Origin of the sequence: Devosia equisanguinis (assembly GCF_900631955.1) — a bacterium.
In the GTDB taxonomy this organism is placed as follows: Bacteria; Pseudomonadota; Alphaproteobacteria; order Rhizobiales; family Devosiaceae; genus Devosia; species Devosia equisanguinis.
On record NZ_UZWD01000033.1, the window covers coordinates 1 to 14,396 of the forward strand.

At 62.1% G+C, this 14,396-nt stretch carries 9 protein-coding genes; 5 read left to right on the plus strand and 4 right to left on the minus strand.

From position 1 onward, the window contains the following. Nucleotides 1–655: 655 nt before the first annotated feature. The 4 genes from mmsB to chvE (DEVEQU_RS12905) form a co-directional block, all read right to left on the minus strand. Nucleotides 656–1,933, minus strand: a complete 1,278-nt coding sequence (mmsB, locus tag DEVEQU_RS12890) for a multiple monosaccharide ABC transporter permease (protein ID WP_126151004.1) — start codon at nucleotides 1,931–1,933, stop codon at nucleotides 656–658. Next, on the minus strand, nucleotides 1,930–3,462 hold the full coding sequence (gene mmsA, locus DEVEQU_RS12895; RefSeq protein ID WP_126151005.1) for a multiple monosaccharide ABC transporter ATP-binding protein: 1,533 nt from the start codon (nucleotides 3,460–3,462) through the stop codon (nucleotides 1,930–1,932). Before mmsA ends, mmsB begins: the two co-directional genes overlap by 4 nt. A 107-nt stretch (nucleotides 3,463–3,569) precedes the next feature. Next, a complete protein-coding gene (gene chvE, locus DEVEQU_RS12900) occupies nucleotides 3,570–4,643 on the minus strand; it encodes a multiple monosaccharide ABC transporter substrate-binding protein (RefSeq protein WP_126151006.1) in 1,074 nt (357 codons plus the stop codon). Nucleotides 4,644–4,856: 213 nt separating this feature from the next. Further along, nucleotides 4,857–5,933, minus strand: coding sequence for a multiple monosaccharide ABC transporter substrate-binding protein (gene chvE, locus DEVEQU_RS12905; protein ID WP_126151007.1), 1,077 nt, complete (start codon nucleotides 5,931–5,933; stop codon nucleotides 4,857–4,859). A gap of 441 nt (nucleotides 5,934–6,374) precedes the next feature. On the opposite strand from chvE (DEVEQU_RS12905), the gene DEVEQU_RS12910 reads away from it, so the two are divergent. The 5 genes from DEVEQU_RS12910 to DEVEQU_RS19920 all read left to right on the plus strand — a co-directional run bounded on the left by DEVEQU_RS12910 (nucleotide 6,375) and on the right by DEVEQU_RS19920 (nucleotide 14,336). Continuing rightward, nucleotides 6,375–7,166 (plus strand): FadR/GntR family transcriptional regulator, encoded by a 792-nt coding sequence (locus DEVEQU_RS12910; RefSeq protein WP_126151008.1) that lies wholly within the window; start codon nucleotides 6,375–6,377, stop codon nucleotides 7,164–7,166. A 256-nt stretch (nucleotides 7,167–7,422) separates the two neighbouring features. Then, nucleotides 7,423–10,770, plus strand: a complete 3,348-nt coding sequence (locus DEVEQU_RS12915; RefSeq protein ID WP_126151009.1) for a transglutaminase family protein — start codon at nucleotides 7,423–7,425, stop codon at nucleotides 10,768–10,770. 3 nt (nucleotides 10,771–10,773) lie between these two features. After that, nucleotides 10,774–13,185, plus strand: coding sequence for a circularly permuted type 2 ATP-grasp protein (locus DEVEQU_RS12920; protein WP_126151010.1), 2,412 nt, complete (start codon nucleotides 10,774–10,776; stop codon nucleotides 13,183–13,185). 5 nt (nucleotides 13,186–13,190) lie between these two features. After that, complete coding sequence (locus DEVEQU_RS12925; RefSeq protein WP_126151011.1) at nucleotides 13,191–14,069, plus strand: transglutaminase family protein; 879 nt, start codon at nucleotides 13,191–13,193, stop codon at nucleotides 14,067–14,069. A gap of 96 nt (nucleotides 14,070–14,165) precedes the next feature. Beyond that, a complete protein-coding gene (locus DEVEQU_RS19920) occupies nucleotides 14,166–14,336 on the plus strand; it encodes a hypothetical protein (protein ID WP_164550389.1) in 171 nt (56 codons plus the stop codon). Nucleotides 14,337–14,396: the final 60 nt, after the last annotated feature.

The window sequence follows — 14,396 nt, forward strand, 5'->3', positions numbered from 1 at the left end:
CTATCTTCACAATGTCAAAGAGCTGACCTAACGCCGTCGCCGGCTGAAACGTCATGGGAAGCCTGTGCTTCCGAATTCCTTCAGGGAAACATGATCTTAGCACCGGTTGCCCGGCAGATCATCTGCCCTGTCAGAGATCGCTGAACTGTGGGAGCAGCTCGTGCTCGGCGTCGTCAGCGTGGCGGGTTGTAGTCGAGACACTTAAGTCTGTCAACACCCTATTTTCATTTTTCGTTTCGCTCGAAACCAGTTCGAACAACCCGGAAACTGAAAACCCGAAACCGAAAATTTCTCTTCAATTTCAGTGGCTTGCCTCCGTGCCCGCCGCCGTCTGGCGCCGCGCTCTTCAGCGATGAGCGGGTTATAGGGCCCACCCCCGAACCTGTAAACCCCCATCATGACAAAAACGACAAATTCGCTTCGTCCGGCAGGGTGCAACTGTGGGAAACTCGACTGAGACACCAGAGATTTAAGGGCTTTGCGGCCGAAGTCGATTTTTTGCGGTTTTTGAGGCAACCCTTTCCCCGCACTCACCAATTCGCCCTGGCGTTCTGGCCTTCACGGGGCAAATCAGCGATTCAACCTGCGAAACAGCCAAAAGAAAAGGGCCGCCGGATTGCATCCGGCGGCCCTTTTCATGTCGCACCCGATCCGGTCAGGCCGAACGGTTCTTGTTATAGAGGTCGAAGAACACCGCAGCGAGCAGCACCACGCCCTTGATCATCTGCTGCCAGTCGATATTGACGCCCATGATCGACATGCCGTTGTTCATCACGCCCATGATGAAGGCACCGATCACAGCGCCGGCCACCTGGCCCACGCCACCCAGCGCCGAAGCACCGCCAATGAACACGGCCGCGATCACGTCGAGCTCGAGCCCCTGCCCGGCCTTGGGCGTCGCCGAATTGAGGCGGGCCGCATAGATCATGCCGGCCAGCGCTGCCAGCGCCCCCATGATGGCGAAGATGTAGAAGGTGGTCCGCTCGGTCTTGACGCCCGACAGCGCCGCCGCCTTGAGATTGCCGCCCAACGCATAGATGCGGCGACCAAAGGTCAGCTTCTTGGTCAGGAACACGAAGCCGGCGATCAGCACGGCCATCACCACCAGCACGTTGGGCAGGCCGCGATAGGAGGCCAGCATATAGGCGAAGAACAGCACCAGGGCCGCGATCACCAGGTTCTTGATGACGAAAAGGCTGAACGGCTCCACGGTATAGCCGCGGGCCTTGCGACGGGCGCGACTGCGGATGGAGAAGAACACCATCGCCACGATCGCCAGGATGGCGATGATCATGGTTGTGGTGTGCAGCACCACCGGCTGGCCGTTTTCGGCAATGAATGGCGTAGCCGTCGGCCCCACGAAATCGGGAATGAAGCCGGCGGACAACAGCTGGAACTCGGCCGGGAACGGGCCGACGGACTTGCCGCCCAGAATGGCCAGCGACAGACCCTTGAAGATCAGCATGCCGGCAAGCGTCACGATGAAGGCCGGCACCTTGTGATAGGCGATGATATAGCCCTGTGCCGCACCGATGGCCGCGCCGGCCACCAGACAGATGGCGCCTGCAACGATCGGATTGGCGAGGAAGGCCAGCTCCGGCGGGAATTTCCAGCCGATCATCAGCATGGCCGCCAGCGCGCCGATAAAGCCGGAGACAGAACCAACCGACAGGTCGATATGGCCGGCGACGATCACCAGCAACATGCCCAGCGCCATCACGATGATGTAGGAGTTCTGCAGGATGATATTGGTCAGGTTCACCGGCTTGAACAGCACGCCATTGGTGAACGACTGGAAGAAGATCATGATCAGGATCAGCGCGAGCAGCAGCCCGTAATCGCGCATATTGGCACGCAGCGCGCCGATCAGCGTCAGTTCTTGGCTCTTGGCCTGAGCGGCCGGGGAACCGGTCGGTACAGTTTCGGTGGTCATGATGCCTTTCCTTCAGCGCGCACGATGGAGCGCATGATCTTTTCCTGGCTCGCTTCGCTGGTCGGCATTTCGCCCACGATACGGCCTTCGTTCATTACATAGATGCGGTCGGTGATCCCCAGCAGTTCCGGCATTTCCGAGGAGATGACCAGGATCGCCTTGCCCTGGGCCGCCAGCTGGTTGATGATGGTGTAGATTTCATATTTGGCGCCCACGTCGATGCCGCGGGTCGGCTCGTCCAGGATCAGCACGTCCGGATTGGCGAACAGCCATTTCGACAGCACCACCTTCTGCTGATTGCCGCCGGAAAGATTGCCGGTGACCTGATAGATGCTGGACGAACGGATATTGGTCTTCTTGCGATAATCGTTGGCGACGTCCATCTCGGCGAGATCGTCGATCACGCCCCAGCGCGACACCCCAAGCAGATTGGCGATGGTGGTATTGTGCTTGATATGGTCGATGAGGTTGAGGCCATAGGTCTTGCGATCCTCGGTGGCATAGGCGATGCCGTTGCGGATCGCCCGGTCCACGGTCGAGGTATCGACCTTCTTGCCGTTGAGCAGCACCTCGCCCGAAATCTTCTGGCCATAGGACTTGCCGAACAGGCTCATGGCAAATTCGGTGCGGCCCGACCCCATCAGCCCGGCAATCCCCACCACTTCGCCACGGCGCAGGGTGATATTGACGTCGCGGATCACCTGTCGCTCGCGATGCAGGGGATGGAAGACGTTCCAGTTCTTCACCTCCATCACCACATCGCCCACTTGGGGCGTGCGGGACGGGTAGCGGTCATCCAGCGAGCGCCCCACCATCGAGGTGATGATGCGGTCTTCCGAAATGTTCTCGGTGTCCATCGTCTCGATGGTCTTGCCGTCGCGGATCACCGTCACGCGGTCGGCAATGCGCGAGATTTCATTGAGCTTGTGGCTGATGATGATCGAGGTAATGCCCTGCTTCTTGAACTCGAGCAGCAGGTCGAGCAGCGCCTGGCTGTCCTTTTCCGAAAGCGAGGCGGTCGGCTCGTCCAGGATGAGCAATTGCACCTGCTTGGAGAGCGCCTTGGCGATCTCGACCAGCTGTTGCTTGCCCACCCCGATATTGGTCACCAGCGTGTCGGGATCTTCGGTCAACCCCACCATGGACAACAGCTTGCGCGCGCCGTCGCGGGTTTCGTCCCAGTCGATCACGCCACCCTTGGCTTGTTCATTGCCCAGGAAAATGTTTTCGGCGATCGACAGGAGCGGCACCAGCGCCAGTTCCTGATGAATGATGACGATGCCCTTGTGCTCGCTGTCACGGATGGAGCGGAATTGCTGCTCCTCACCCTGATAGATGATCTGTCCGTCATAGGAGCCATGGGGATAGACGCCGCTCAACACCTTCATCAAGGTGGATTTGCCGGCGCCGTTTTCCCCACAGATGGCGTGGATTTCGCCTTCTCGCACATCGAGATTGACGTCCTGCAGCGCCTTCACGCCGGGAAAGGTCTTGGTGATGCTGCGCATCTCCAGAATGGTTTTGCTCATGCTTTGCTCGCCTTGATGGACGCTGTCCGCCATTGGGGGCCAGTGACCAGCCGAATGACCGATGGGCTCCGCATGACTGCGAAGCCCTTGCTTGAATGTTAGCGGGATTACTGCAGGTCAGCTTCCGAGATATAGCCGGAGTCGACGACCAGTTCCTTGTAGTTCTTCGCATCGACCTCGTAGGGGGTCAGCAGCTTGGACGGCACAACCTTGTTGCCGTTATTATAGGTGCTGTTGTCGAGATCGGCCGGTGCATTGCCGCTCAGCACGGCATCGACGAGATCGGCAGTGACGCGCGCCAGCTCGCGAGTGTCCTTGTAGACGGTCGAATACTGCTCGCCGGCGATGATCGCCTTGATCGAGGGCACTTCGGCATCCTGGCCCGAGATGATCGGGTACTTGAGATCAGCCGAGCCATAACCGATGCCGGTCAGCGAGGAGATGATGCCGCGGGCAACGCCATCGTTCGGGGCCAGGATCGCATCGACACGCGAGCCATCCGAATAGTAAGCGGAGAGCAGGTTATCCATGCGGGCCTGGGCGGTCGCACCGTCCCAACGCAGCGTGCCGACCTGGTCCATGCCCTGCTGGCCGGACTTGAGCACGAGGACACCCTCGTCGATCAGCGGCTTCAACACGCTCATGGCGCCGTCATAGAAGAAGAAGGCGTTGTTATCGTCGGGCGAGCCGCCGAACAGCTCGATATTGAACGGACCCTTGTTCTCGGGATAGCCGAGACCCTTGAGGATGGAATTGGCCTGCAGCACGCCGACCTGGAAATTGTCGAACGTGGTGTAGTAGTCGACATTGGGCGTGCCCAGGATCAGGCGGTCATAGGCGAACACCTTGATGCCGGCAGCGGCGGCCTGATCGAGCACGGCGCTGAGCGTGGTGCCGTCAAGCGCGGCGATGACCAGAGCCTTGGAGCCCTTGGTGACCATGTTCTCGATCTGCGACAGCTGGTTCGGAATGTCGTCACCGGCATATTGCAGGTCGACGGTATAACCCTTGGCCTCAAGCGCCGCCTTGAGCTCCGCGCCGTCCGAATTCCAGCGGAGCGTGGTCTGCTCGGGCATGGAAACGCCCACGATACCCTTGTCCTGCGCAGCGGCGACACCCATCGAACCGACTGCGATCACACCGGCCATGGCGGCAGCGGCGATCGTCTTCAACACGTTCATTCTCAACTCCCAAAAATGAATTTGCGCGCCAGATAGAGGCATTGCCACTCCAAAGGCCGCGCCTCGATATAGAACTCCGAATTGCTGCAAGTAAACAGCAATTGAAGTACGTACGTCGAATTTTCGATTTACCTAGAAATCGAAGGCAGTTCCCAATTGCGATTGAGCTCCGCGCTTACGCGGAGCCCGATATTTCAGAACAATTGCAGATGATTACTGAAGTTCTTCTGCCTTGATGTAACCGGAGTCGATCACGCGTTCCTTGTAATTGGTGGCGTCGACTTCGTACGGGGTCAGCAGGATCGAGGGCACAACCTTGACGCCATTGTCATAGGTGGTGGTGTCGAGGCCGCTCGGCTCGTTGCCGGACAGGACCGTGTCAAGCAGCTGAGCAGTGTACTGAGCCAGCTCGCGCGTGTCCTTGAACACGGTGGAGTACTGTTCGCCGGCAATGATGGCCTTCACCGACGGGACTTCAGCGTCCTGGCCAGTGATGATCGGCCAGGCAAGGTCGCCCGAGCCATAGCCCACGCCGCGGAGCGACGAGATGATGCCGCGCGACAGGCCATCATAGGGAGCCAGCACGCCATGAACGCGGGTGCCGTCCGAGTAGTTGGCGGACAGGATGTTGTCCATGCGAGCCTGTGCGACAGCACCGTCCCAACGCAGGGTACCAACCTGTTCCATGCCCATCTGGCCCGACTTGATGACGATGTCACCGCTGTCGATCATCGGCTGCAGTACAGCCATGGCGCCATCATAGAAGAAGAAGGCGTTGTTATCGTCCGGCGAACCGCCGAACAGCTCGACATTCCACGGCTTCTGGTCGGCGAAGCGCTCGTTGAGGCCCTTCACCAGGCTATTGGCCTGGAGCACGCCGACCTGGAAGTTGTCGAAGGTGGTGTAGTAGTCGACATTGCCGCTGTCGCGGATCAGGCGGTCATAGGCAATGACCTTGACGCCCTGGTCAGCGGCCTGCTGCAGCACGGCGCTGAGCGTGGTGCCGTCGATCGAACCGATCACGAGGGCCTTGGCGCCCTTGGTGACCATGTTCTCGACCTGAGCCAGCTGGTTCGGGATTTCGTCTTCTGCATATTGCAGGTCGACAGTGTAGCCCATGCCTTCCAGCGCGGACTTCAGCTCATTGCCGTCCGAGATCCAGCGCAGCGACGACGAGGTCGGCATGGCAATGCCGATCAGGCCCTTGTCCTGTGCGAAAGCGCCGGTGGCAGCGGTGGCCAACAGGGCACCGGTGGCGAACAGCGTCGCTACTGTTTTGAGAACCTTCACGTCTCGACTCCCTTTGATATTCGAGATTGTTGTTGTCGGTCTTTTGGGATGGGGAACAGATCAGACAAACACAGCTGACATCGACCGCAGACAACCCGACCCGGCAGCATGCCCGCCCGGCCAGCGCCACAGCAATTGCAGCGGCACCGCATGCGGGGCCGCAACGTGCAACTGTATCGAAATCCTCCTGCTTGGAACGGCAATGCCGCTACGGACCCTCCCCGGCCCATGGCTGGGACGCTAGGATAATCAGATAAGGGTGTAAAGGTCTCCAGGGGGTGGATTCAGTGTTTTTTTCGATACTCGAATATTAATATTGACCAATGATTGCGGCGCTTGGAACGAGCGGCTAGTGTGCCCCAATCCCGGGAGGGGGTTGCCAGATGGGCTCGGAACGGAGCATGAGGCAATCACAAAGGTATCAGATACCATGGGGACGCTTTGACAGCCTTGTCTGAGGACGGTCGCGCCGAACAGAGCGCGGCCCATACGGTCGCCGACGACCTAGCGCAACACATCCTGACGCAGTTGACGCCAGGCTCCAGCCTGCCAAGCGAGGCGGAGCTGGCCGAGCATTACGCCGTCAGTCGCCTTACCGTGCGTGAAGCGGTCAAGCTGCTGGCCGGGCGTGGCCTGCTGCAACTGGCGCGCGGCCGCAAGGCGGTGGTGCGCGAGCCAGACGGCGCCGCTTTCGCCGACTTCCTTACCTCGGTGATCCGTTACGATTCCAAGGGCCTGTTCGATCTGGTCGAAGTGCGTCTGGCACTCGAAGTGCAATCGGCGACGCTGGCCGCCAAGCATGCCAGCCGCGCCGGTATTGCCGCCATCGAGAGCGCCCTGCAGGGCATGCGCGAAGCCGCCTTGTCAGACGCCCCCGACGCCGAGACGGTTTTCCATACCTGCGATGTCGGTTTCCACGAGGCCGTCGCCCTGGCCAGCGGCAACCGCGTGCTCGGCTATCTATTCGAGGCCATGGCCACGCCTTTGCGAGAAGGCCTCTTCATCAGCCGCCGCGGCCATGCCAGCCGAGGCCACACCCTGCAGGACACCATCGATGCGCATCAGCGCATTCTCGACTGCATCCGCGAGGGCAATGGCCGCGCCGCCGCCGAAGCCATGCGCGTCCATCTCAAGGACACCCAGCGCGACATCCGCATCGCCGTCACCAAGCTGGCCATCCTGCCGACCAGCACCGGCAACCGCTCGCCATCAGTGCCCGCATTGGAAGAGTGAGGTGCGGGGTTCTGACCCTGTTTGCAGCAAGCACCGTTCCGGCCCCGGGCTCGAACCGAGTGCGGCATGGTGCTGGTGCATCTATCGCACCAAAAACCAGCGAGCGTTGGACAAACACTTTTGGTGTCTTCCTGGGGCGTGATGCCCCCAAGACGCATCACCTGGCCCCACCAAGCGCCTAGCGGTGGCCGCAAAACCCCGCTAAGCTCTTTGTCGGGAAGTCATTTTCGTGGCCTGAAGCGAGCGACTGGTACGCATGTCGATCAAAGCCGCCGTCTATCATCTGACACATTACAAATATGACCGACCGGTCTATCTGCAGCCCCAGATCATAAGGCTGCAGCCGGCGCCGCATTCTAAGACCAAGGTCCTGAGTCATTCGCTTCGGGTCTCGCCGAACCTGCATTTCGTCAACACGCAGCAGGATCCCTATGGCAATTTCCTGACCCGTTTCGTCTTTCCCGAGCCGGTGACCGAGCTCAAGATCGAAGTCGATCTGGTCGCCGACATGACGGTCTATAATCCCTTCGACTTCTTCGTCGAGGAGATCGCCGAAACCTGGCCCTTCACCTATCCCGAAGAGCTGCGCGACGATCTCTCCATCTATATGAAGCCGGAGCCGGCCGGTCCGCTGATGCAGCGGCTGATCGCCGATATCGACCATTCGCCGCAAAACACCGTCACCTTTGTCACCGGCCTCAATGCGCGCATCCAGACGCTGGTAAACTATATCGTCCGCCTCGAGCCTGGCGTGTGGACGCCCGAAGAAACGCTCGGCAATGCTCGCGGCTCCTGTCGCGACTCCAGCTGGCTGCTGGTCAATCTGCTCCGCCATCTCGGCTTTGCCGCACGCTTCGTCTCCGGCTATCTCATCCAGCTCAAGCCCGATCTCGTTTCGCTCGACGGCCCCGCCGGCACCGACCACGATTTCACCGACCTGCACGCCTGGTGCGAAGTCTACCTGCCCGGCGCCGGTTGGATCGGTCTCGACCCGACCTCGGGCCTGCTGACGGGCGAAAGCCATGTGCCGCTGGCCGCCACCCCGCATTATCGCAATGCCGCCCCGATATCGGGCTTCGCTTCCTTTGCCGAAGTGGATTTCGCTTTCGACATGAAGGTGACGCGCGTCGCCGAGCATCCGCGCATCACCAAGCCCTTCTCCGATGAAAGCTGGCAGCGGCTCGATGCACTGGGCCACAAGGTGGATGCCGTGCTCGCCGAAAACGATGTGCGCCTCACCATGGGTGGTGAGCCGACCTTCGTCTCCATCGACGATTTCGAGGCCGATGAATGGAATGCCGGCGCGGTCGGCCCCACCAAGCGTGGCCTGGCCGACGACCTGATCCGCCGCCTGCGCCAGCGCTTCGCGCCCAATGGCATGCTGCATCATGGCCAGGGCAAGTGGTATCCTGGGGAAACCCTGCCGCGCTGGACCTTCTCGCTCTACTGGCGCCTCGACGGCAAGCCGGTGTGGAAGGACGAAAGCCTCATCGCCCGCGAAGGCGTTGAGACCAGTGCCACCCACGAGGACGCAAAGCGCTTTCTCGATGCCTTCGCCCGCAATCTCGGCCTCACCGGCGACACCATAGCCGAGGCCTATGAAGACCCCGGCGAGTGGCTGCTCAAGGAAGCCAACCTGCCTGCCAATGTCGATCCGGCCAATTCCGAGCTTGCCGACCCCGAAGCGCGCTCCCGCATCGCCAAGGTGTTCGAGCGTGGCCTGACCTCACCCACCGGCTATGTGCTGCCCGTACAACGCTGGAACGCCATCGCCTCCAGCCCCTGGCTCACCGAGAAGTGGAAGACACGGCGCGGCAAACTGTTCCTCGCGCCCGGCGACAGCCCCGCCGGCTACCGCCTGCCGCTGAGTTCGCTAAAGCATCTCAAACCCACCGACTACCCTCATGTCGTGCCGCTCGATCCTGGCGCGCCGCGCGCCCCCCTGCCCGATACCGAGGAACTGCTGGCGCGCAAACAGACCGGTCTGGAGATCGATCCACGCGCCCAGACCGCCGCAGGATTCACTGCGGCCACCGAGCAGCAGGACATCACCGAACAGGTGCTCAGCGAGATCGAGGGGCAAGTGCGCACGGCGGTCACAGCCGAACTGCGCGACCATCGCCTCTGCGTCTTCCTGCCTCCCGTCGAGCGGCTGGAAGATTTCCTTGAACTGATCGCCGCCACCGAAGCGGCGGCCAAGGAGATCGGCCAGCCCGTTCACCTCGAAGGCTACGCGCCGCCACAGGATCCGCGCCTCAATGTCATTCGCGTGGCGCCAGATCCGGGCGTCATCGAGGTCAATATCCATCCATCGGCCAATTGGGACGAATGCGTCGCCACCACCACGGCAGTCTATGAAGAGGCCCGCCTCTGCCGCCTGGGCGCCGACAAGTTCATGATCGACGGCAAACATGTCGGCACCGGCGGCGGCAACCATGTCGTGGTCGGGGGCGCCACCCCCAATGACAGCCCCTTCCTGCGCCGGCCGGACCTGCTGAAATCCCTGGTGCTGCATTGGCAGCGCCACCCCTCGATGAGCTATCTGTTCTCCGGCCTCTTCATCGGACCCACCAGCCAGGCCCCCCGCTTCGACGAGGCCCGGCACGACAGCCTCTACGAGCTCGAAATCGCCATGGCCCAGGTTCCGGCGCCCGGCGAAGGCACGCCGCCTTTGCCCTGGCTGGTGGATCGGCTGTTCCGCAACCTGCTGGTCGATGTCACCGGCAACACCCACCGTTCCGAAATCTGCATCGACAAGCTCTATTCGCCAGACGGCCCCACCGGTCGACTGGGTCTGGTCGAATTCCGCGGCTTCGAAATGCCGCCCAATGCCCGCATGTCGCTGGCCCAGCAATTGCTGGTTCGCGCCCTGATCGCTCGCTATTGGGCCGCCCCGCTCGACGGCAGCTTCGTGCGCTGGGGTACAACCCTTCATGATCGGTTCATGTTAGGGTCATATATCTGGCGCGACTTCCTCGGCGTGCTCGCCGATCTGCGCCAGCACGGATTCGATTTCGACCCTGCATGGTTCGCCGCCCAGCAAGAATTCCGCTTCCCCTTCTGTGGCGAAGTGGAGGTAGACGGGGTAAAACTCGAACTTCATCAAGCCCTTGAGCCCTGGCATGTCATGGGCGAGCAGGGCGCCATCGGCGGCACTGTCCGCTTCGTCGACAGCTCGGTGGAGCGCCTCGAGGTCACGCTCGAAACCGACAATCCCAGCCGCTACACCGTCACCTGCAACCAGCGCCCGGTGCCGCTAAAGCCTTCCGGTACCAACGGAATTTTTGCCGGCGGGGTCCGCTTCAAGGCCTGGCAGCCGGCCTCGGGCATGCATCCGGCCATGCCGGTCCATGCGCCATTGGTGTTCGACATCTACGACACCTGGACCGGCCGGGCCATCGGCGGCTGCACCTATCACGTCGCCCATCCCGGCGGCCGCAATTACGAAACCTTCCCGGTCAATGGCAACGAGGCCGAGGCCCGGCGCCTAGCCCGCTTCGTGCCGCACAACTACACGCCCGGACCCTATGGGTTGCGTGCAGAAATGCCTGCGGAGGAATACCCGCTGACCCTTGACCTGCGTCGTCCGCCACGGTTCACCTAGCAAATGATCACGCGGAATCAAGAACGTCGCGGCAAGCCCCCGGCTGGGCCTGGTATTGTTGCGGACTATAAACTGCTGCCCGGCGTGCCGGATGAGATGATCGACCCCTCCGGCGCCATCCGCCCGGGCTGGGACAAGCTCATGTCGGCCTTTGACGCGCTGGGGCCGACAGAGCTTGCCGGCCGCTTCGAACGCGCCGACCAGTATCTGCGCGATGCCGGGGTGTTCTATCGCAAATATGACGGTGCTGAGGGCAAGGAACGCGCCTGGCCGCTGGCCCATATTCCCCTGCTTATCGCCGAAGCCGACTGGATCCGCATTTCCAATGGCCTCGTACAGCGGGCCGAACTGCTCGAGCGCATCGTTGCCGACATCTATGGCGACAACCGGCTGGTGCAGGAGGGCCTGCTGCCTCCCGAACTGATCGCCCAGAGCGGGGAATTCCTGCGCCCGCTCGTGGGGGTGCGACCCACCAGCGGCCATTTCCTGCATTTTTGCGCCTTCGAACTGGGCCGCGGCCCCGATGGCGCCTGGTGGGTGCTGGGCGACCGCACCCAGGCCCCTTCCGGTGCCGGCTTCGCGCTGGAAAACCGTGTTGCCACCACCCGCGCACTGTCCGACATCTATGCCGGCATGAACATCAAGCGGCTGGCCGGTTTCTTCCGCGGCTTCAAGGATACGCTCTTCGCCCAGGGACGCCGCGATGGCGGTCGTGTCGGCATCCTGACCCCCGGCCAGCTCAACGAGACCTATTTCGAACACGCCTATATCGCCCGCTATCTCGGCCTCATGCTGCTCGAAGGCGAGGATCTGGTAGTGGACAATGGCCAGGTCATGGTGCGCACCGTTGCCGGCCTCAAGCCGGTCAGCGTGCTCTGGCGGCGCATGGATGCCAGCTTCGTCGATCCGCTGGAACTGCGCTATGACAGCCATATCGGCACGCCCGGCATGGTCGAGGCGCTGCGCAGCGGCTCGATCTCGATGATCAACGCTCTGGGCACCGGCATCCTTGAATCCCGCGCCTTCGCCGCCTTCCTGCCGCGCCTGAGCAAGCATCTGCTCGGCACCGGGCTCGAACTGCCCGAAATCGCCACCTGGTGGTGCGGACAAAGCGCCGAGCGCGAATTCGTGCTCGACAATTTCGACAACCTGATGATCGGCCCTGCCTTTTCGACCGACCTGCCGTTCGACGATCTGCGCGGCACCGCGCTCGGCCGCAGCATGACCGAGGAGCAGAAGGCCCAGCTCAAGGCGCGCATCGCCCGCCATGGCGGCGACTATGTCGGACAGGAGCCGGTGCAGCTGTCCACCGCACCGGTCTATATCGACGGCAAACTCGAACCACGCCCCATCACCCTGCGCGTCTATGCGGCGCGCACCGAGGACGGCTGGACCATCATGCCCGGCGGCTTTGCCCGCGTCGGCTCCACCCGCGACACCTCCGCCATCGCCATGCAGCGCGGCGGGCAGGCCGCCGACGTCTGGGTCATGTCCTCGAGCCCGGTGGAACAGGTGTCGCTCCTGCCGCGCGACGGCGAAAAGCTGGTGCGCAATTCGCCCGGTAGCCTGCCGAGCCGCGCCGCCGACAATCTCATCTGGCTGGGCCGCTATGCCGAACGCTGCGAAGCCAGCATCCGCATCCTGCGCGCTTACAATGCGCGTCTGGCCGAACTGTCGCGACCGGAACTCCCCATTCTTTCGCACTGCGCGGAGTTCCTCGAAAGCATGGATATCGACGCGTCCGAAGCCATGCCCAAGGGCCTGTTGAACGCGATCAGCAGCGCCGTGCACAGTGCCGGCCAGATCCGCGACCGCTTCTCGCCCGATGGCTGGCTGGCGCTCAACGATCTGCAAAAGACCGCCCAACGCTTTGGCACCCGCATCACCACGGGCGACGACTCCACCCGCGCCATGACGGTATTGCTGCGCAAGCTGGCTGGCTTTTCTGGCCTGGTGCACGAGAACATGTATCGCTTCGCCGGCTGGCGTTTCCTCGAACTCGGTCGCCGCCTCGAACGCGCCATCCAGATCGCGCGCATCACCGGTTGGCTCACCGACAAGGATGCGCCCGATGGCTCGCTGGAAATGCTGCTCGAAATCGGCGACAGCGTCATGTCGCACCGCCGCCGCTATTCGGTGAGCGCCGGCACGCAGAGCGCCATCGATCTGTTGATCCTCGATCCGCTCAATCCGCGCTCGGTTTTGTTCCAATTGACCGAATTGCGCACCCAGATCGAGACACTGCCCGGCGGCATCGACGATGGCCAATTGTCCCCTGCGGCCAAGACGGCACTGCGCATCCATACCGATCTGGTTATTGCCGAGCCGCATGAACTGACCCCCGAACGGCTCGACCTGCTCGCAGATCATCTCGGCCAGCTTTCGGGCCTTGTCGCCTCGGCCTACTTTACGTGACCCCCATGCTCTACGATGTGCGCCTGACCCTCGAATATGACTATGCCGCGCCCGTGCATGGCGGACGCCACCATATTCGCGTCACCCCGGCCAGCGTGCCCGGCGCCCAGCGCGTGGTGGCCGCCTCGCTCTCCTTCACCCCCAGGCCGCATCGGCAGGAGAGCTTTCTCGATTTCTTCGGCAATACCGTCACTTCGCTCATCTATGTCGAGCCCCATGACAAGCTCGAAGTGCGTCTGACCGCCCGGGTGCAGGTCGACGATGTCTCGCCGCTGGATGACCTGTCGCCCGCGCTTGACGCGCTGCCGCTCGAAATCGGCCGCTACTGGTCGGTGGAGCCCGGCAGCCCGCAGCATTTCCTTGCTGCCTCGCCCCGCGTGCAGATCGTCCCGGCCATTACCGACTATGCTGCCGAGGTCACGGCGACGGCTCACACGGTTCTGGCCAAGGCCAATGCGCTCTGCATGGCTATCAATCGCGACTTTACCTACGATCCCAAGGCGACGGATGTGGAAACCCGCCCTGCCGAGGCCTTCGCTCTGCGCAAAGGCGTCTGTCAGGACTTCGCCCATGTGATGATCGCCGGCCTGCGCGGCCTTGGCATTCCGGCAGGCTATGTGTCGGGCTTCCTGCGCACCATTCCCCCGGAAGGCAAGCCACGACTTGAAGGCGCCGACGCCATGCATGCCTGGGTGCGCGCCTGGTGCGGCCAGCATCTGGGCTGGGTGGAGTTCGACCCCACCAACAAGATGATCGCTGGTCCCGACCACATCACCATCGGCCATGGCCGCGACTATGCCGATATCTCCCCCATCGTCGGCGTCCTGCGCACCAATGGCTCGCACGAGACCAAGCAATCTGTCGACGTGATACGCGTGGAATAGCCTTCGGGAACCAAATTTCTCTGCTGCCGTTATTGTCGCACGCGGCGTTGATCGCCACGCACAAAGGTCCGGTGCCCCGGGCCATGGAGGCAGAGAATGAACACCACATCCCAGCACAATGTCTATCGCCGCGCCCAGTCCACGATCAGCGCTCTGCCGATCGAGGGTTATGACGGCAATACTCATTTTGGTGGCGTGGCCCTGGCACTGCTGCCGGCACTGCTCATCCTGAGCGCTGCCACCGGCCTGCTGCTGGCTCTGCTGTAAGTCGAGGCATTCGCCTCGCACCGCGCATCACGCGCGAAAAAGCTGTCCCTATCCGTTCAC